Origin of the sequence: Paenibacillus sp. FSL R5-0887 (assembly GCF_038002305.1) — a bacterium.
Lineage (GTDB): Bacteria > Bacillota > Bacilli > Paenibacillales > Paenibacillaceae > Paenibacillus_AQ > Paenibacillus_AQ odorifer.
This window is the reverse complement of record NZ_JBBOCE010000001.1, coordinates 2881509-2899849: the sequence shown is the minus strand read 5'-3', so window position 1 is coordinate 2899849 and position 18341 is coordinate 2881509. Positions and strand designations below refer to the sequence as shown.

The window sequence follows — 18341 nt, the reverse complement described above, 5'->3', positions numbered from 1 at the left end:
GGAAGTTACGTGGACAAAGGAAGATTTACACTGCCTGGTGAAACAGGGATGGAAGAGGTCATAGCCGATCTCGTCGAAAGATGGGGTGTAGATGCCGTACGTGACAGTGATGGCACGAATCTATCGCAGGACATTCTCGATATGGGTCTGCAAATTTATTCAACGCTTTGTCTTGTCCGTGAGGACAATGAGTGGGCGAAGCAGCATCCGCAATATAGACAGCAGATTTATCTGATGTCTGCTCCAGTAATAGTAACTTCAAAGGTGAAGACCATCGATATTATGGCTGATTATTTTGCCGAGCAATTTATTCCTAACACAGATGTGGATATAAAAAAATATTGGCAGGTTGTAAACCGGACTACAGGAGAAGTATTACCTTCTGAATGTTGGAGTTACGCAGAGGGAATTGTCACACTTGAACAGGCGGTCCAATTTCACAAGTATACGGTCAGTTTCTTGGCCTACCAGAAATGGGAGCCGGTCTCCATGTACAACCACATCACGAATGATTGGGATGAGGAGCATCGTTTACCGTTGGATATTCGTTATCCCGAGGCTCAAGAGCATGTTTTGAAGGTGCTGGAGGATTGGCTGAAGAAACATCCCAAGACTGATATCGTACGTTTTACGACCTTCTTTTATAATTTTGATTTGATTTTTAACAAGGAAGGTAAGGAGAAACAGGTGAATTGGTTTGGCTATCTGAGTTGTGTAAGTCCACTTGCGTTAGAGCAATTCGAACAAGCTTATGGGTACCGATTGACTGCAGAAGATTTTGTGGATGAGGGGCGATATAACACACCATTTAAGAACCCGACCCAAAGATATATGGACTGGATGGACTTCAATCAGAAATTCATCGCAGGTTATGCTAAACAATGTGTAGATATGGTGCATGATTTCGGGAAGAAAGCGATTATGTTTTTTGGGGATCACTGGGCTGGTACAGAGCCTTATGGAAAATATTTTCCGGAGATCGGGCTCGACGCAGTGGTAGGGGCAGCAGGAGATGGCGTTACAACCCGTATGATTGCGGATATACCTATTAAGGATACCGAGGCACGTTTCTATCCTTATTTCTTTCCTGATGTCTTTTTTGAAGGGGGGGACCCTGTCGGAGAGTCCATGCCGATCTGGATCAAATGCCGGCGTGCGCTCATGCGTAAACCAGTTGGCAGGATGGGGTATGGCGGATATTTAAGTCTAGCGCATCAATTTCCGGATTTTATAGATCATGTGACAGAGATTGCGACGCAGTTCAAAGGGATTCATGCCAATGCAGAAGGGACACAGCCTTTTAAAGCTCCTTTTAAAGTGGCGGTTCTGAATACTTGGGGCTCCCTTCGAAGCTGGCAGACACATCAAGTGGCTCATTCATTATGGAATCAAAGATGTTACTCCTACATAGGGGCATTAGAGTCATTGGCGGGCTTGCCGTTCGACATTGAGTTTATAAGCTTTGATGACATCAGGTTAAGTGGGATTGATCCTAGTATCGGTGTGATTATTAACGCGGGTGATGTACACACCTCTTGGAGCGGTGGAGATCAATGGAGCGATCCGCAAGTTGTGGCAACACTTCGTGAGTGGGTGGAGCAAGGGGGCGGTTTTATTGGGATTGGTGATCCATCAGCTTATGAACATCAAGGGGTTCTTTTTCAACTAGCGGATATTCTAGGTGTTCAGAAGGAAATTGGATTTACAGCAAGCATCAATAAGCCCAAGGTAACGCCTGTGCAGGGTCATTTCATAACGGAAGATCTGGAAGGTGAGATTAATTATGGTGAAGGGATGACCATGATTTATCAAGCGGAGGCCGGAGCAGAAATATTGGACGTGCATCAAGGCAGCTGCAATCTTGCCGTGAACTCATTTGGTCAGGGGCGGGGCGTTTATATCGCGGGGCTTCCCTATAGTATTCAGAATACCAGACTACTCAGCCGAGCGATCTTTTGGGCCGCACATCAAGAGGAGCAATTGTATTCATGGTTCTCAGTGAATCCGAATGTTGAATGTCACGCGTATCCTGAGACGGGTCGATATTGTGCCGTAAATAACACTTCCGAGATCCAAAAGACGACGATCCTGATGGATAACGCCGTGATCCAAGAAATAGAGTTGGGTGGGATGGAAAGTGTGTGGTTTCAATTTGAGATCATACATTAAGAGTCAGCCGTAACTACGGCGAATAATTAGACTTCCGGCTGCTGTTATCTCCAACTTTCCTGAATTGTACTGCTTCGATAGAGTGATTGGGGAATTTCTCCCTGAAATTCCGGGATATTTGGTCATCAGACTAATAATCAGGGAAAACCTCCCCAAAGTTTAGCTGATTCGTTAGCAATTATAGTTATTCCTCTTATTATTAGGGAGGAATTCCCTGATTTCGTTCATTTAGAGCGAATATTGGCTGTTTTCAGGGAGTTTTTCCCTAATTAGTTTTAGAGCCGTCCCCGCATACTGCATTAACGCAGAAAACACGAACGTTCGCCGCCTCCTTCTTCGATTTTTCAGGGAAGGGGGCTTTTGCCTTTTTGAATCATAAGGAAGAATCCATCACCCTCAATGTTTTTGGCAAGTTTTTCTTACTTGGATTGAGATATCTTGAGTTTTCCGTATCTAGAGTATCCGGGACATTTTGCGATAAGCCCGCGGAGAAATCCCCTCATTTGCGGTAAATACCCTGCTGAAATAATGGATATCAGGATAACCAACCTTATCCCCGACCTGTTCAATCGGCCAATCCGTTTCACGCAGCAGCTTGCGTGCTTCTCGATGCCGGATGGAACGGAGATATTCACCAGGAGGCATGCCAGCTACCTCACGAAATAACTTGGAGAAATGGTCTTCATGCATATTCATGGCACCAGCCATGGATTTATTGCTCCAGCGGTCTGCTAGCTTTGAATCCATCTCATCGATTAAAGCTCTGATCCGCCCGGTATGAACGGAAGATTTAGCTGCATTCCGGGAGCTTTGTGTTCGGAGCAGCGAGGTTAGAACGCCGAGCAGTAACCCCCGACAGACCCATTCATAACCGGCAGGCCGCATCGTAAATTCATGCACGAGCTGTTCCATCGCATGGATACATTCGGGTGGCGGGGTATAAATGGGCTCCTGTGACAATGGCATAAAAGGAGCGGTCACAGCTTCCAAGGCAAACTTCTCGTCCATAACCTCCTCCTCATTGACCAGCATGTCTTCATCGCTTGTAATAATCGATTCCCCAAAAAAATCAAAATGGATCCCAATGAGTTTGGTTTCCGAATCTGAGACAATCGCATTTTGATGATATACCCCGGAAGAAAGAAATATCAGTTGTCCTGAATTCAGGATATATTCCTCCGTATCCATCTTTGTTGATAATTTCCCCTGGCGAACGTATAGCAGCTCGAAATCATACAATCTTCTTCTTGGAAAGAGGCAAGGTGAGAGAGTTTGGAATTGTGCGTAGTGAATGCCAGGTGACCACTCCCGGGAAGGGACCTGTTTTCTCAGGGGATAACGGGGTTCTTTTTCAGCCACGAATAAACCTCCCATACAGTATAAAATGATTTATTAAATAGACCGGAATCGTTCAACAAATCTCTTGTTCACCTAAATAAATCTAACTTACAATCTATTATAATATAAATAAATCAAGGATATAAGCGCATTTAGGGAAGAATCTTAAAAAACGGAAAATAACAAATTTGAGGAGGATTCAGATGAAAAAGGGAATAAACATTTGGTCGTTTCGCGAAGGTACGGAGATCGAAGAATGTGCACGTCTGGCTAAAGCGGCAGGTTTCGACGGAATTGAGTTATCTTTGAATGAATCGGGTGAACTTGGCCTGCAAACCACTGAGAAAGAAGCTATTAAGATCAAAAATTCCATTCAGGAGATGGGATTAGAAATTGCAGGACTGGCGACAGGACTATATTGGTCATATGCCATGACAAGTGAATCCGCGGCGAACCGGACGAAGGCTATCGATGTATGTAAAAAACAATTGGAGCTGGCAGCAACACTTGGCGTAGATACGATTCTTGTCATTCCTGGTGCGGTTGGTGTGGATTTTATTGAGGGCTGTGAAATAGTCGATTATGAAAAAGCTTATGATCGAGCCTTGAAGGCGATCAGTGATCTAGCTCAAGATGCAAAAATGGCGGGTGTTTCTATTGGGATTGAAAATGTGTGGAATAAATTCCTGCTGTCTCCGCTCGAATTACGTTCTTTTATAGATGCTGTAGGCTCCAATTACGTAGGTTCCTATCTGGATGTAGGGAATATCGTTCATTCTGGTTATCCAGAGCAGTGGATACGGATTCTAGGCCATAGAATCAAGAAGGTGCATTTCAAAGATTACCGCCGGGCAGCCGGAGGACTTCATGGATTTGTTGATCTACTTGCTGGGGATGTGGATTATCCTGCTGTTATGGAAGCACTGCAAGAGATCGGCTACAGCAATTATGTTACTGGAGAAATGATACCGCCATATACGCATTATTCGGAGCAAATCATTTTTAATACTTCTGCAGCGATGGATGCTATTTTAGGACGCACTAGTTACTAAGTTTAAGAGAGGTGAAGGCTGTGCTCAGAGTGGGGCTGGTGGGTTTTGGATTTATGGGCCGAATGAACTTTGATCAGTATGTTCAATTGCAGGAAGACGGCCATCCGATTTCTCTGGTTGCCATTTGTGACCCGCAGATTAAAGTCCTTAAACATACTAAATCCGCGGGGAATATGAACACAGCCCACGAGGTATATGATTTATCCCCTTACAGCCTTTATGATAATTTGGAGCATATGCTCGAAAAAGAAGAACTAGATGCTATTAGCCTTGCAGTACCTACGTACTTGCATGCTGAAATGACTTGTTCGCTGCTGGAACGAGGGTATCATGTGTTCTGTGAAAAGCCGATGGCGAGACATTCCGCAGAAGCTTGGAAGATGGTAGCGGCGGCGCAAAGCAGCGGAAAAAAATTGCTGATTGGTCATTGTCTTCGCTTCTGGCCGGGATATGAATATTTGAAGGGAGTTATAGCTAGCGGTGAGTTCGGTGAAGTGACAGAGGCTTATTTTTACCGGGGTTCCGGTGCTCCTAAAGGGTGGTTGGTCAATGATGAGCTAAGTGGCGGCTGTATGCTGGATATGCATGTACACGATACGGACATCATCCATCACTTGTTTGGGAAACCGGATAAAGTATCAACGCTTGGGCGGAAGGTTTTACCGGGAAGTGGCTATGATATCGTCTCCACTCATTATTTTTATCAGGATGGAAAAGTGGTCAATGCCCAAGCGGACTGGACACTGGAAGGCGACTTTGGTTTTTACATGGGCTATCGGATTAATTTTGAACGGGGAAATGTAGTCTTCGATGGCGCGAAAGTTAAGGTGAATCCTAATCGTCAACCGGGGTTCATTGCGAAGCTTTCTTCGCATACCGGATATTACAGAGAGTTGGTATATTTCTTGAAAATCATCCAGAACGATGAGCCAGTGACCCTATGTATGCCCGAAAGTGCTGCCCAGTCCATAGAAATCATTGAGGCTGAAATCCAATCGGCTGATCAGGAAGGGGCCTGGATACGGATACGTTAAGTACCATACTTTTAGTAAAGGAGACTTCACGATGTTGAAAATAGGCTTGATCGGCTTTGGATTTATGGGCCGGATGCATTTTGATAATTATGTGCGCTTAACGAAAGAGGGGCAGCCCATTGCCCTTAAAGCCATCTGTGATTTGCGAATTGAGGAATTAAAGGATGGAAAAGCAGCCGGGAATATGAGCACTGCCCAGGAAGTCTATGATTTGTCAGCTTACAATCTATACGATGATCTGGAGAAAATGATAGCCAGTGAGGAACTGGATATGATCGACATTGCGGTTCCTACTTATCTGCATGCGGAAATGACTTGTTCGTTGCTGGAGCGTGGATATCATGTTTTTTGTGAGAAACCGATGGCCAGAACTTCCGTACAAGCGCTGGAAATGGTGGAAACGGCAGCCCGCTGTGGGAAAAAACTGATGATCGGACATTGTCTCCGTTTTTGGCCGGGGTATGAATATTTAAAAGAAGTGATAGAGAGCGGGCAGTTCGGTCAGGTCACGGAAGGGTATTTTTACAGGGGATCTGGTGCTCCTAAGGATTGGTTTCTTGATGAGACACTAAGCGGTGGAGGCATTATGGATATGCATATTCACGATACGGATATGATTAACTATCTGTTCGGCAGACCGGATAAAGTATCATCCTTAGGACGTAATGTCCTTCCGGGAAGCGGATATGATATCGCATCGACTCACTATTTTTATAAGGATGCAAAAGTAATTAATGCTCAGGTGGATTGGACGCTGGAAGGTGATTTTGGTTTTTACATGGGGTACCGGGTTAATTTTGAACGTGGAAATATAGTGTTTGATGGCAGCGAGGTCAAGCTCAATCCGAATGACGGGGCAGGCTATTTAGCGGAACTTTCACCGGATGTTGGCTACTATAGAGAGCTTGTATATTTTCTGGATGTTATTATCCAGGATAAGCCTATCATTATTTGTACGCCAGAGAGTACAGCGGAGTCTTTAAGAATCGTGGAAGCAGAAATGAAGTCAGCGGATGCTGAAGGCGAATGGATTGTGCTAGATTAGTTGTGTGTAGAGTGAATAAGGACGTGAGCTGGAAGAGGATCATTCACAATGACCTTTTTCCAGTTCACGTCCTTTTGTCATCGCTGAAATTTGGTGTTGTCTCTTGCATAATGGGATACTGATCCGTCATATCTTCTCAGCCGTACTTGTTCGTCAGAGAACAATTCAACAATTCCTGAAGCAACCTCTGAATACATTCCATCAGGATCAAGCTGTAGCGCAGAAATATAGGTTTGGGATAAGGCAGCTATAAAAAAATCAATATTTTTCACTAATGTTTGTGGCATGTTATTCCCTCCGGTGACATCTTGTACATGATGATATATTAAACCATAGGAGTTATTTTACCATGATTTATCGTTGAGTTTTAGGAAGAATTCTTTGGTAAAAGTCGAAAATATGAGAAATTTGGTTGAAATTGTATTTAAGATCGTCTTTAATGAAACGAAGAGGGTAATTTTACCACTCTAAATAAATTAAGGGGATTACATAATGAAAGACTATGAAGTGCTGGAAATTAACAAAAAGAGTTTTTTTAAAACAACTATCTATTTTATGATCATTCCTACACTGCTATTGTTTATAGTAGGTTTAGGGATGGTGGTGGTCGGGCTTATCATTAAAGAGACGTTTATCGTTGTTATGGGTATCCCTTATTTGATTATGCCGGTTATTTTGATACTCATTTATGGATTGGTGGGTATGCTGGTAGCGCTGGTATATAACAAGCTGGCGAAGAGATTCGGAGGACTAGAACTGAAAATAGTGGAGAAAACCCCTCCGGTTGAAGCAAACTATTTACCATAACCCAAAGTTATTAAAGGGCAGGTATTGCGATGATTTCGCTACCTGTCCTTTTTTATTTTTAATTTGAAAAGAAACCGGGGAATGGATATGATTTGGATAATGAAAGGATGATTGCCAGATGACAGAACCGACACAAAGAGCCAAGGAGCTGTACATTCAGTTTTTGGGTCATTTTTTAAATATGCATAAAGCAGGAGTACTTAAGGAGTACAAGAGTTTTGAAATTCCAAGAGAAGTGGAGCTGGAATGGCTGCAGGAATGGGCTACGGAGCACGTCAAGCAGTTGTCGATACGGGACTGGGATGCGATTACGATACTGGAATCCATCTCGCGGAATTATCAGGATAGCTGGATTGTGGAAAAAGTGGCTTCTTTTGCTTCGCGGAATATTATGAGCGCTGATAGTTTGGTTAGACTGATTTATGCGGAAAAAATGCTTGAAATCATTCGTTCTCATAACCAAGTGATCACAAAAGAACTGTTATTTCAAGGCTGTAAGGTTGCTGTGCAAATTCTCGAGGATGTAATCTCACAGCCGCTGGTCATTGATCCTGGACACGAACTTAAAGAACATAACCTTAAAGATAAGCGCGCGTTAAACAGTCGAGCCCAACAAGGGATTGAAGAGGTAAAGGTACTTATTAATTCTTAGCTGCCAAAGTTGACATACTGTTGTCAAATTGGGTGTGCTACGATTTCATGACAGAATCAAGTCTGCTGATCTAAAGAAGAAAATGAGGGATTATCGAATGGCTGAACCTTTAAAAGCAATGTACAATGAACAATTTCTGCGTGAGTTCGGCGAAAAGATTCGTGGCGTACATAATGTCTTCGAGACTGAGGCATTTGTAAGCTCAGCCATGACTGAACCGTGGGAAACGCTTGAGCTGAAGGCAAGAATGCGGCGGATCACCGAGACGTTGGGCAGCCACTTAAAGCTTCCTTATGAGGAAGCGCTGGCTATCCTATTCGCCATTGCTGACGATTGCGTGGGATTTCCTTATTTGATTTTTCCGGATTTTGTTGAGGTATATGGTCAGGGAGACGATCATTGGGAATTGTCTATGCAGGCGCTGGAAAGATTCACAGCGAAATCATCGGCTGAATTTGCAGTTAGGCCGTTTCTCTTACGGGAACCAGAGCGGATGATGGCTCAAATGCTGGTATGGGCGGAGCACCCTGATGAGCATGTACGTAGGCTGGCTAGTGAGGGCTGTCGGCCTCGTCTGCCTTGGGGACAGGCGCTTCCCATGTTCAAGCTTGACCCAGCTCCGGTATTACCTGTACTTGAGCAGCTTAAGGCGGATACATCCCTGTATGTACGTAAAAGTGTCGCTAATCATTTGAATGATATTGCAAAGGATCATCCGGAAGTGGTGCTCGATACCGCTCGGCGCTGGAAGGGAACACATCCCGATACAGACTGGATTGTGCGGCACGGCTGCCGTTCTTTGATTCGTAAAGCTGAGCCAGAGATTATGGCTTTATTCGGATACGCAGAGCAGACAGACGAAGCTGCTCCACTTATAACGAGTGCCTTCATTCTATTGGAACCTTCAATCCTGACCATTGGCGAAAGCTCCGAATTACAGTATAAGCTTCAAGTTCGTGAGGGAGCTCCAGCACGGATTCGGATTGAATACGGAATCTATTTCGTGAAAGCGGCAGGTCGAACCTCCCGTAAATCTTTTTTGTTATCGGATAAGACCGTACCTGGAGGTACAATTCTGTCAGGTAAACGGACACATCGTTGGGCTGATTTAACAACTCGGCGTCATTATCCAGGAGAGCACCGGATTGTGCTGCTGGTAAATGGGCGAGAAGTGGCGGAAGTGGCGTTAGAACTTAAAGGGAGTGCTAATATATGAAAAAAGAAGTTTTGATGTTTCTATCCAATGGCTACGCTGATTGGGAAAGCGGATATATTAGTGCCGAACTAAATAAGCAGGAAAGTGAATATAAAGTAAGAACAGTTGCTCTAACTAGCGACAATGTCAAATCTATGGGTGGATTTACTGTTGTACCTGACTATACTTTAGACAGTTTACCTGCTCAGTATGAAATGTTGATTTTAATCGGGGGCACAGGCTGGAAAGATAATTCAGCTATTACTCCAGTGATTGAAAAATGTCTGCAGGAGAGTGTACCTATAGCCGCTATATGTGATGCTACAACTTTTTTGGCTGAACATGGCTATTTAGACAACATACCGCATACCGGAAATTCATTGGATTATTTAAAACAAAATGCTCCTAATTATAAAGGAGAAGCAAATTATATAGAAAAACAGGCAGTTTCGAGTGAATATATTATTACAGCTAATGGCACAGCTTCTTTAGAATTTGCAAGGGAAGTTATGAAGAAGTTAGAGGGTTTCCCAATCGAAACCGTCGAGGGATGGTACAACTTTTTCAAAGATGGTTTTTATCAAGAATAAGGGTGTATATAAAAAAGGTGGTCTCAAGTCTTAACGACTTGAGATCACCTTTTTGGGGTTGAAGCTTATTTTTTCACTTCTGTAACACCAGTTACTTTTCCTTGATCGGATGAATTAAAGGTGGATTTATATTGATCGTTTGCGAAGTAGACATTGCCTTCAACGGTTGCGTTCACCAGGGTAAATCCATCCGCTTCTACGTATACATCTCCAATAAAAGTGCCGCCTTGGATGCGGGCGTTTTTACTCTTGATGGTCAATTTTGGAGCAGTCAGTTTAAAGGAGTTGGTGATGTTGTGATCCGCATCTTGTGTGTATAGAGCAATTTTTCTGGCGGGTTCCTCTTTATTCATGAATTCTCCATCCACCACGAGATCTTCGGTGAAGGTTAAGTCTTTAAGTGTAGCAGCAATCCAGGTTCCTTCTGGACTGATGGCGCGTTTGAAGGCTTCTTCATTATCTACTACGGAAGCTGAGGTTACAGCATCTGTGGTGTTATTTTGATTATTAGCCGTGCCTGTATTATTAGTGGTTCCCGCATTATTCGTGTTCTCAGGAGTGCTTGTTGCAGTAGCATTATTGGCATTGTTTGTTGCATTTCCACATCCGACCATTAACACAAAAGCAAATACCGCAGCAACACTTGCTATCTTTCTCATCTGTATAACCTCCCTAAGTAATTGTACTGATATCCTTCGAGCTTACTATAGAGTGATTAGTTAGTAATTTACCAATCAATCTACAAATGGTAATATAGGTCTGGACATCTCTGGCGTATAGTATGACCTGAAAAATGTGATTTATCCGATGAATTCACGAGCAATATGGATTACAATAAGTACAGGCAGTAGAAAAGGAGCATTATCCATGGCCAAACAGAAATATTATGTAGTCTGGGAAGGTAAACAACCGGGAGTCTATAGCACTTGGGCAGAATGCCAGGCACAGACAGATCATTATACCGGTGCAAAATATAAATCCTATGAATCTAAAGCAGCAGCTGATGCGGCATATAAAGCGGGCTGGAAGGGGAATTGGGGAACAGGGGCAGCTGGAGCAGCAAAGTCTAAGGGGACAAGTTCTTTTAAACGCAGTGCTACAGTAGAGACCTCTGAGGAGATTGATTACAACAGTATTTCAGTAGATGTGGGGACTCGTGGTAATCCGGGGCCTGTTGAATATAAGGGTGTAGATACACAAACGGGAGATATCATTTTCTCCTGTGGTCCGATCAAAAAGGGCACTAATAATTTAGGCGAATTTTTAGCGATTGTTCATGCCTTGGCGTTGTTGAAGAAAGAGGGAAGCGATAAAACGGTCTACAGTGATTCAGTAAATGCAATGAAGTGGGTGAAGCAGAAGAAGGTGGCAACAACCTTGCCGCGCGATTCTTCAACAGAGGAAATTTGGGTGCTTATTGATCGGGCAGAGCGTTGGTTGCAAACCAATACATATGACAATAAGGTGCTCAAGTGGCAGACCAAAGAGTGGGGCGAGATCAAAGCGGATTATGGTCGGAAATAAAAAAGCTATATCGCTATGGTTTCGGTTAAAGGAGGAGTTTGGGGATGTTTGGCAACGATTGGGATGAGGTATTGCAGGATGAAATGCAAAAGCCCTATTTTCTAAAATTAATGGACGCACTAACACAAGAATATAAGGAACATACCGTTTATCCGCCAAAAGAATTATTGTTCACAGCATTGAAATTAACGCCTTATAAGGAGACCCGTGTAGTTATTTTAGGTCAAGATCCTTATCATGGTCCCGGACAAGCGCACGGACTAAGCTTCTCTGTCAATCCGGGGGTACGTATCCCTCCGTCACTGCGCAATATTTATGCAGAGCTGAAAGAGGACGTCGGTGTGCCTGTTCCGAACCACGGCTCTTTACTGCACTTAGCAGAGCAGGGAGTGTTGTTGCTGAACACCGTGCTGACGGTACGTGAGGGTGAGGCTGGTTCGCATAAAGGTCTGGGCTGGGAGACATTCACAGACACTATTATGCAAAAGCTAAATGAAAGATCTACGCCCATGGTGTTTATATTATGGGGAAGTCATGCGCAGAAAAAAGGCGCCTTCATCGACCAAAGCCGGCATAAGGTGCTGCAATCGCCTCATCCAAGCCCACTTTCATCGCATCGTGGATTTTTTGGCAGTCGTCCGTTCTCAAAGACCAATCAATTTTTAGAGTCGCAGGGAATGGCAGGAATAGATTGGTTCATTCCGGACTTATAATTTATGGAGTGATGCGAAGGGGAGGTAGCTATGAAGCATTGGGTAGGTAAACCCGTTATAATGTACTGCGGAGAGAAACCTTATACCATTATGAAGGGAATCCTGCGCAAATGGGACCTTTCCGCATCGGTGGCGGTGATTGGCCATCAGGAAATTGCTGTGCCGTTTCGGGATATTGTTGTTATTAAGGCTCTGGCTCCAAAAGAAAGAGCGCTGCCTCCAGTTCTCCATTCCGTGGGTTATGTGATGAGGGATCGGCAGCAATTTGACAATGCAGTGTATTTTAAATCGGCGGTTAGCGTCTGGAAAGAAGATCAGCTTATTGCCTTTAATACGATTATTACCTCACATACGAAAGGTTCAGTTACTCTTCAGAACGGCCAAAACCTGATGAAGGGCAATCACATCTTTGTAGTTCGTTCTTTACGAGGGTGATTTCAGGCACCTGTAAAGAATAAAAAAGGGTACGACTCCGAGTGATTGGGGACGTACCCTTTTTTATTTTATAGATAAGCTCCGCCCGTTCACGAAGTAGATTACAACCGTTATAGCTCCTCTTTTTTGATAGGCTCAGTTTCATCTATCCGGTCTGCAATAATAATCTCATACACGCGCAGGAAAACAATTTTTATAATCATATAAACAGGGAGCGCAATAAGAACTCCGATAATACCGTAGAAGTCTCCACCTATAAGGACAAGGATGACCGTAGTCAGTGGATGAACATCCAATGATTTTCCGTAAATAATCGGTGAGAGTACATTATCCTGGATCTGCTGGGCAATGAAGATTACAACCAGGGACCATATGGCCATCGTCGGTGATTCAATGAAACCCACTATAATTACCGGAATCGCTGCTAAGAATGATCCCACATATGGAATGAAGTTAAGGGGCACTGAAATTACGGCGAGCAACAGGGAGTAAGGCAGTCCGATGATAAGGAACCCTATATATAACATAATACCGAGTACGACATTTAGCACCACGCGTGTGACGATGAAGCTGCTTAAGGCGCTGTCGATATCTCCAAACATCTCTTGGCCTTCCTTACGATATTTTCTCGGAATTAAGCCTTGAAGCTTAGGCGATAGCTTATAGTCATCTTTTAGCATGTAGTACAGAATGATGGGCAAAGTTGCGATTAACACTACAATGCTGGATACAACGCCGATCAAATTGGACATGGAATTGGTAACCCAGGTAATAGTATCGCTAAGAAATTCTGATAAACGGGCCGCGACGTCAGAGTCCCCTTTGAAAAAACGCGAAAGTGTCGGATTCTCCCTCAATGCATTGAACTGATCCTGCAAACCTTGCACGAGGTAAGGAGTGTTATCAATAAAGTTCTGAATTTGTTCTTGAAGTGTCGGCCAGACTAGAATCCAGAAGAGAACGAACAAGCCGGCAATCAGAAAATAAATGAGCAGGATGGAGAACGCCCGGTTTAATTTTCTTTTCTCAAGGATTCTTACTAACGGACGCAGCAGGTAGTACATGAACCCTGATAACATCATGGGAACAAGTAATAATTTGAAAATGGCACCCAGTGGGGCGAAGAGAAACATTACTTTGGAGCCTAAGTACAAAATCAGTAAAAAGGCGATAATAGCAAGGCTTGTCCGAAAATACTTCTGTTGTGGCAATAAAAACATCCCCCAAAATTCAAATTTATGTCTATGTAGTTTAATAACCCTAATTTACAAGTATTGATTCAAAAGCGGGCAATTCCTTTTAGGTAGTTCTTGGCATACCCATATAGAGGTTCTAGTTACAAAGGTTACGCCAAGTAAAAAGTTCGCAATTTAACAAGGGGATATAACTATTTCTCTGCTTTTTCACAGATTATCTTGACTTTCGTCTATGAGATTTTCTAGTGGATAAAGTGAAGATTTCAGGAACTACATCTTCGCCTCCGGTTTCTTTGGTAACTTGTCTTGCTTTAACAAGAGATAAAAAGGAAAAAATCTCACCTAAGGCTACAAGTCCAGCTGCGATGATCTCATAATCCTCAGCGCTAAGTTCTGCGGATTCCACTGGATTATTGTTATTGGTGGTCCCATTCTTATTAGCATTGCTGTTGCCTTTATTTCTCCCGCTGTTTCTTCCATTGGCCATTTCTGATCACCCGCTTTTCCCGGTATGTATTATTAATATGTTATAAATGCCGCATATGAGATAGGCAATTCGGATGTAATTTTGCACTGTCTCTTTTTAGCACTTTACACAGGATGAAAACGCTGTTAAAATCATAAACGAGCACAAACGATCAATAACGGTCATATATAATCGATTAACGGTCAATAAAATTCATAGATGAGCGCAAGGAATTGCACAGGTCGCGCTGTCACATAAAGGAGCGAGCCACGATGATGTTTGAGGAAGAGAGAAAACAAAAAATCGTGCTTTTTGTGGAAAAGAACTCCAGAGCTTCTGTACAGGAGCTAAGTCAGGAAATGGGCGTATCTGAGTCTACTGTGCGCCGTGATCTGAAGGAGCTGGAAGAAGCCAAGCTATTAAAGCGTACTCATGGCGGAGCGGTTTCCCTGCAGAGCGTCAATTTTGAAGCGGCTTATCCTGATAAGGAAGACCATTTATTGGATGAGAAGCAACGGATTTCCCGTAAGGCCGTGGAGATGATTCAGGAGGGGGACGCAATACTGCTTGATGCAGGAACAACAACACTGCAGATTGCCAGAGAGCTGAAGAACTTTTCGAATATCAAAGTCATTACGAACTCGATTATGGCGCTGAATGAGCTGCGGGATTGCCGCAATATCGAAGTCTCAATTACAGGCGGTATGCTTCGCCCGGATACGATGGCTTTTGTTGGACCGATGACAGAACGTTCCTTAGATATGGTGAGAGTAGATAAAACTTTTCTTGCCACTAATGGACTGGATTTGCGGGAAGGCATCACAACTCCGAACATGTTAGAGGCAGCTACAAAACGCAAAATGATCGCAGTCGCCAAGCAAGTTATTCTACTGGCAGATCACAGTAAGCTGGGGCAGATATCCTTTAGCAAGGTTGCAGAGGTGACGGAAATGGATCATTGCATTATAGATTCAGGAGCGTCTGACAAATTCATCCGTGAGATCACGCAATTGGGTGTGGATTTCACGCTGGTATAAATTTTATATAGGATAAGCAATTATGAATTACCGTGTGATCGTTTGGAGAAATTACAGATGCCGTACTTGTGATCGGTAATCTATGGCTTAGAAAACCAACATAATTGAGGGATAATCATGATCTATACTGTAACGCTTAATCCTTCCATTGATTATATCGTGGAAGTGGAGGATTTGAGACTGGGTGACTTGAACCGGATGAAACGTGATTTGAAGCTTCCGGGAGGGAAGGGAATTAACGTATCCCGAGTGCTTAATCAGCTTGGGGTTCAGAATAAGGCTATGGGATTCCTTGGAGGCTTCACCGGCCGATATATTGAGGATTGGTTACACGAAGAGTCAATTTCAAGCGATTTCGTGTTTGTTTCTGATGATACGCGGATTAATATCAAGCTCAAGCATGGAGAGGAAACGGAGATTAACGGTGTTGGACCCGTCATTCATGATCCTGAAGCCAATGCGCTATTGCAAAAGCTGGCTGCCCTGAACGCGGAGGATGTAGTGATTTTGTCGGGAAGCGTTCCCCCATCACTGGGTGCAGATTTCTATGACAAGCTTATAGCTGTGTGCAAACAGAGCGGAGCGGAATTCGTCATTGACACTACTGGTGCTGCACTTCAAAAAGCACTGGCGTATCAGCCATTGCTGGTTAAACCGAACCATCATGAGCTCGCAGAGCTGTTCGGCGTAACCATAGATACGAGGGAAGAGATTATTACTTATGGACGCAAGCTGCTGGATGCAGGAGCGAAAAATGTACTGGTTTCCATGGCGGGTGAAGGGGCTTTGTTCATTACGGAGCAAGGGGTATACCACGCCAACGCACCATCAGGTAAAGTGAAAAATTCTGTAGGTGCAGGAGATTCCATGATCGCTGGTTTTGTAGGGACACTGTCTTTGACAGGAGACTTGTTGGAGGCGTTCCGTGCAGGCGTTGCCTCGGGCAGTGCAACCGCATTCTCTGATGACTTAGCGGACAGAGAATTCATTGAACAGCTGAGACCGCTGATCCAAATCTCAGAAGTGTAAGCCGACAGCATTCAAAGTACTTAAGGGAGTTGAGCATGATGAGAATAACGGATTTAATGATAAAAGAAACGATGATCATGGATCTAAAAGCTACAACTAAGGAAGCTGCAATTGATGAATTGATTGCGAGTCTTGCTGCAAGTGGCCGAATTAATGATCCGATCCTTTTTAAAGAGATGATTCTGAAGCGCGAAGAGCAGTCCAGCACTGGGATTGGCGGCGGCATTGCAATGCCGCACGCTAAGACTAAAGCGGTAAATGAAGCGACGGTTGTATTTGCTAAGAGCGCAAAGGGAGTGGAGTTTGAATCCCTTGATGATGAGCCAGCACGTATCTTCTTTATGATTGCCGCTCCAGAAGGAGCAGGCAATATGCATCTTCGTACACTGGCCTCTTTGTCCAGACTACTGATCGATAGCGAGTTCATTGAACAGCTTATGAATACTCAGACTCCTGACGAGGTATCAGCTTTGTTTGATGCCAAGCAGGCGGAAGGTGAAGCTAAGGAGAAAGAGAACGAAGCTGCTGAAACTGCCGCGAAGTCAGAGCCTGAACGTGTAATCGTGGGCAACCCGGATTCCCAAGCTTTTGTCGTAGCTGTAACTGCTTGTCCTACAGGCATTGCACACACTTTTATGGCTGAAGATGCCCTTAAGAAAAAAGCTCTGGAAATGGGAGTTAATATCCGTGTAGAGACGAATGGTTCAGAAGGGGCCAAAAACGTACTTACCCCTGATGAGATTCGGCGTGCAAGCGGTGTAATTGTTGCAGCTGATAAAAAGGTGGAAATGGCCCGTTTTGACGGTAAGCCTGTACTGCAAAGACCTGTAAGTGATGGCATCCGTAAGCCGGAAGAGCTTATTCGTAAAGCTATGAATGGGGAAGCGCCGATTTATCACAATGAAGGTCGCGGTGGCAATGACGAAGGGTCTAAAGAGAAATCTGGCAGTATCGGCAGTAAAATATATAAGGACTTAATGAATGGGATCTCCCACATGCTCCCGTTTGTAGTCGGTGGCGGTATTCTGCTAGCAATCTCCTTCCTGATTGAACAAGTAGGTGGAGCAGATCATCCGCTGTTCCAGTTACTGCAGACAATTGGTGGTGGAGATGGAGCCTTCCATTTCCTAATTCCAGTCCTTGCTGGATTTATAGCGCTTAGCATTGGTGATCGTCCGGCTCTGATGCCAGGTATGGTTGGGGGTTACATGGCCTTGAATTCCAACGCTGGGTTCCTCGGCGGGCTGGCTGCTGGTTTCTTGGCGGGTTATGTAATTATCGGATTACGTAAAGTATTTGCAGGACTGCCTAAAACACTTGACGGACTGAAGCCGATCCTGTTATATCCGGTATTCGGGCTTCTAATTACCGGTGGATTGATGTATTACCTGTTCGATCCGGTCTTTAGCTGGATCAATGTAGGACTGATTGATTGGCTTAATGATCTTGGAACTGTTAATGCTGTTATTCTGGGTCTGGTTCTCGGTGGCATGATGGCCATAGATATGGGTGGACCTTTCAATAAAGCTGCTTATACTTTTGCCATCGGTGTATTCACTACCAGTGGCAATACCAACGGCTTCATGATGGCTGCTGTAATGGCGGGGGGGATGGTGCCTCCACTTGCAATAGCACTGGCTTCTACTTTCTTTAAGAATAAATTCACGGAAGAAGAACGTAAATCAGGCTTAACGAACTATGTGCTGGGCTTGTCGTTCATTACGGAAGGGGCCATTCCATTCGCCGCAGCCGATCCGCTTCGTGTCCTAACCTCTTGTATTCTTGGTTCGGCCGTTGCTGGAGGTCTTACACAGCTTTGGAATATCAACGTGCCGGCTCCGCATGGCGGGATCTTTGTAGCTGCCCTTTCAAGCCACGCGCTGTTGTTCCTCTTAGCTGTTCTGATCGGTTCGGTCATCTCCGGATTGATGCTCGGATTATGGAAGAAACCGCTTGAAGCAAAGTAACTTTATAAATAAATTGAACTGCTGGGTGCCAGAATTTTCATTCTGGCACCCAGCAGTTTTTGCATGGACATTAATCACCCACCTCCTCGCCC

At 44.1% G+C, this 18341-nt stretch carries 19 protein-coding genes; 14 read left to right on the top strand and 5 right to left on the bottom strand.

Annotated elements, in window-relative coordinates; translation table 11 throughout:
- The first annotated feature begins 9 nt into the window (after positions 1 to 9).
- Positions 10 to 2169 carry a 1,3-beta-galactosyl-N-acetylhexosamine phosphorylase gene (gene gnpA, locus MKY14_RS13110; protein WP_340976592.1) on the top strand — a complete coding sequence of 720 codons (2160 nt, stop codon included), beginning with the start codon at positions 10 to 12 and terminating at the stop codon, positions 2167 to 2169.
- Positions 2170 to 2622: 453 nt separating this feature from the next.
- On the opposite strand, the gene MKY14_RS13105 is transcribed toward gnpA, so the two are convergent.
- Positions 2623 to 3528, bottom strand: a complete 906-nt coding sequence (locus tag MKY14_RS13105) for an AraC family transcriptional regulator (protein WP_076281361.1) — start codon at positions 3526 to 3528, stop codon at positions 2623 to 2625.
- 182 nt (positions 3529 to 3710) lie between these two features.
- Between MKY14_RS13105 and MKY14_RS13100 the strand changes: the two genes are divergently transcribed.
- Genes MKY14_RS13100 through MKY14_RS13090 form a run of 3 tightly spaced genes read left to right on the top strand, consistent with a single transcriptional unit; the run spans position 3711 to position 6638 of the window.
- Complete coding sequence (locus MKY14_RS13100) at positions 3711 to 4559, top strand: sugar phosphate isomerase/epimerase family protein (RefSeq protein WP_076130236.1); 849 nt, start codon at positions 3711 to 3713, stop codon at positions 4557 to 4559.
- 20 nt (positions 4560 to 4579) lie between these two features.
- A complete protein-coding gene (locus MKY14_RS13095) occupies positions 4580 to 5593 on the top strand; it encodes a Gfo/Idh/MocA family protein (RefSeq protein WP_340033393.1) in 1014 nt (337 codons plus the stop codon).
- A 31-nt stretch (positions 5594 to 5624) separates the two neighbouring features.
- The gene (locus tag MKY14_RS13090) at positions 5625 to 6638 is read left to right on the top strand and encodes a Gfo/Idh/MocA family protein (protein WP_076281364.1); all 1014 of its coding nucleotides are present in this window, start codon (positions 5625 to 5627) and stop codon (positions 6636 to 6638) included.
- A 77-nt stretch (positions 6639 to 6715) separates the two neighbouring features.
- Here the strand turns inward: MKY14_RS13090 and MKY14_RS13085 are convergent, their stop codons facing one another.
- Entirely contained in the window at positions 6716 to 6925 is a 210-nt protein-coding gene (locus MKY14_RS13085; protein ID WP_036683023.1) for a hypothetical protein, read from the bottom strand.
- A 205-nt stretch (positions 6926 to 7130) separates the two neighbouring features.
- On the opposite strand from MKY14_RS13085, the gene MKY14_RS13080 reads away from it, so the two are divergent.
- From MKY14_RS13080 to MKY14_RS13065, 4 genes are all read left to right on the top strand, one after another.
- Positions 7131 to 7445 carry a hypothetical protein gene (locus tag MKY14_RS13080; protein ID WP_076130239.1) on the top strand — a complete coding sequence of 105 codons (315 nt, stop codon included), beginning with the start codon at positions 7131 to 7133 and terminating at the stop codon, positions 7443 to 7445.
- Positions 7446 to 7563: 118 nt separating this feature from the next.
- Entirely contained in the window at positions 7564 to 8097 is a 534-nt protein-coding gene (locus MKY14_RS13075; protein ID WP_076281365.1) for a hypothetical protein, read from the top strand.
- A 97-nt stretch (positions 8098 to 8194) separates the two neighbouring features.
- The gene (locus MKY14_RS13070) at positions 8195 to 9313 is read left to right on the top strand and encodes a hypothetical protein (RefSeq protein WP_076130241.1); all 1119 of its coding nucleotides are present in this window, start codon (positions 8195 to 8197) and stop codon (positions 9311 to 9313) included.
- Positions 9310 to 9882 (top strand): type 1 glutamine amidotransferase family protein, encoded by a 573-nt coding sequence (locus MKY14_RS13065; RefSeq protein WP_076184206.1) that lies wholly within the window; start codon positions 9310 to 9312, stop codon positions 9880 to 9882. Before MKY14_RS13070 ends, MKY14_RS13065 begins: the two co-directional genes overlap by 4 nt.
- A gap of 65 nt (positions 9883 to 9947) precedes the next feature.
- On the opposite strand, the gene MKY14_RS13060 is transcribed toward MKY14_RS13065, so the two are convergent.
- Positions 9948 to 10541, bottom strand: coding sequence for a hypothetical protein (locus MKY14_RS13060; protein ID WP_076130242.1), 594 nt, complete (start codon positions 10539 to 10541; stop codon positions 9948 to 9950).
- A 208-nt stretch (positions 10542 to 10749) separates the two neighbouring features.
- On the opposite strand from MKY14_RS13060, the gene rnhA reads away from it, so the two are divergent.
- The 3 genes from rnhA to MKY14_RS13045 are packed head-to-tail and all read left to right on the top strand — an operon-like array spanning position 10750 to position 12554.
- Positions 10750 to 11406: a ribonuclease H gene (rnhA, locus tag MKY14_RS13055; RefSeq protein WP_076184205.1), complete on the top strand. Its 657-nt coding sequence runs from the start codon at positions 10750 to 10752 to the stop codon at positions 11404 to 11406.
- Positions 11407 to 11450: 44 nt separating this feature from the next.
- Positions 11451 to 12119, top strand: coding sequence for a uracil-DNA glycosylase (gene ung / locus MKY14_RS13050; protein ID WP_076130244.1), 669 nt, complete (start codon positions 11451 to 11453; stop codon positions 12117 to 12119).
- A gap of 30 nt (positions 12120 to 12149) precedes the next feature.
- A complete protein-coding gene (locus MKY14_RS13045; RefSeq protein ID WP_036683006.1) occupies positions 12150 to 12554 on the top strand; it encodes a hypothetical protein in 405 nt (134 codons plus the stop codon).
- Between the two features lie 110 nt (positions 12555 to 12664).
- Here the strand turns inward: MKY14_RS13045 and MKY14_RS13040 are convergent, their stop codons facing one another.
- The gene (locus MKY14_RS13040) at positions 12665 to 13774 is read right to left on the bottom strand and encodes an AI-2E family transporter (protein WP_076130245.1); all 1110 of its coding nucleotides are present in this window, start codon (positions 13772 to 13774) and stop codon (positions 12665 to 12667) included.
- A 190-nt stretch (positions 13775 to 13964) separates the two neighbouring features.
- The gene (locus MKY14_RS13035; protein ID WP_076130246.1) at positions 13965 to 14237 is read right to left on the bottom strand and encodes a hypothetical protein; all 273 of its coding nucleotides are present in this window, start codon (positions 14235 to 14237) and stop codon (positions 13965 to 13967) included.
- A gap of 251 nt (positions 14238 to 14488) precedes the next feature.
- Here MKY14_RS13035 and MKY14_RS13030 point away from each other — a divergent pair, with 251 nt between their 5' ends.
- From MKY14_RS13030 to MKY14_RS13020, 3 genes are all read left to right on the top strand, one after another.
- Positions 14489 to 15253: a DeoR/GlpR family DNA-binding transcription regulator gene (locus tag MKY14_RS13030; protein ID WP_340976589.1), complete on the top strand. Its 765-nt coding sequence runs from the start codon at positions 14489 to 14491 to the stop codon at positions 15251 to 15253.
- Between the two features lie 117 nt (positions 15254 to 15370).
- Positions 15371 to 16282, top strand: a complete 912-nt coding sequence (gene pfkB / locus MKY14_RS13025) for a 1-phosphofructokinase (RefSeq protein WP_076184203.1) — start codon at positions 15371 to 15373, stop codon at positions 16280 to 16282.
- Positions 16283 to 16320: 38 nt separating this feature from the next.
- Positions 16321 to 18249, top strand: coding sequence for a PTS fructose transporter subunit IIABC (locus tag MKY14_RS13020; protein ID WP_076277387.1), 1929 nt, complete (start codon positions 16321 to 16323; stop codon positions 18247 to 18249).
- Positions 18250 to 18341: the final 92 nt, after the last annotated feature.

Excerpts from the sequence above, each read along its gene's own strand:
- MKY14_RS13060 (WP_076130242.1), bottom strand. The coding sequence starts at position 10,541 with ATGAGAAAGATAGCAAGTGTTGCTGCGGTATTTGCTTTTGTGTTAATG.
- MKY14_RS13065 (WP_076184206.1), top strand. The coding sequence starts at position 9,310 with ATGAAAAAAGAAGTTTTGATGTTTCTATCCAATGGCTACGCTGATTGG.
- MKY14_RS13045 (WP_036683006.1), top strand. The coding sequence starts at position 12,150 with ATGAAGCATTGGGTAGGTAAACCCGTTATAATGTACTGCGGAGAGAAA.
- MKY14_RS13080 (WP_076130239.1), top strand. The coding sequence starts at position 7,131 with ATGAAAGACTATGAAGTGCTGGAAATTAACAAAAAGAGTTTTTTTAAA.
- MKY14_RS13075 (WP_076281365.1), top strand. The coding sequence starts at position 7,564 with ATGACAGAACCGACACAAAGAGCCAAGGAGCTGTACATTCAGTTTTTG.
- rnhA (WP_076184205.1), top strand. The coding sequence starts at position 10,750 with ATGGCCAAACAGAAATATTATGTAGTCTGGGAAGGTAAACAACCGGGA.
- ung (WP_076130244.1), top strand. The coding sequence starts at position 11,451 with ATGTTTGGCAACGATTGGGATGAGGTATTGCAGGATGAAATGCAAAAG.
- MKY14_RS13030 (WP_340976589.1), top strand. The coding sequence starts at position 14,489 with ATGATGTTTGAGGAAGAGAGAAAACAAAAAATCGTGCTTTTTGTGGAA.
- MKY14_RS13085 (WP_036683023.1), bottom strand. The coding sequence starts at position 6,925 with ATGCCACAAACATTAGTGAAAAATATTGATTTTTTTATAGCTGCCTTA.
- pfkB (WP_076184203.1), top strand. The coding sequence starts at position 15,371 with ATGATCTATACTGTAACGCTTAATCCTTCCATTGATTATATCGTGGAA.
- MKY14_RS13100 (WP_076130236.1), top strand. The coding sequence starts at position 3,711 with ATGAAAAAGGGAATAAACATTTGGTCGTTTCGCGAAGGTACGGAGATC.
- MKY14_RS13020 (WP_076277387.1), top strand. The coding sequence starts at position 16,321 with ATGAGAATAACGGATTTAATGATAAAAGAAACGATGATCATGGATCTA.
- MKY14_RS13035 (WP_076130246.1), bottom strand. The coding sequence starts at position 14,237 with ATGGCCAATGGAAGAAACAGCGGGAGAAATAAAGGCAACAGCAATGCT.
- MKY14_RS13070 (WP_076130241.1), top strand. The coding sequence starts at position 8,195 with ATGGCTGAACCTTTAAAAGCAATGTACAATGAACAATTTCTGCGTGAG.
- MKY14_RS13040 (WP_076130245.1), bottom strand. The coding sequence starts at position 13,774 with ATGTTTTTATTGCCACAACAGAAGTATTTTCGGACAAGCCTTGCTATT.
- MKY14_RS13090 (WP_076281364.1), top strand. The coding sequence starts at position 5,625 with ATGTTGAAAATAGGCTTGATCGGCTTTGGATTTATGGGCCGGATGCAT.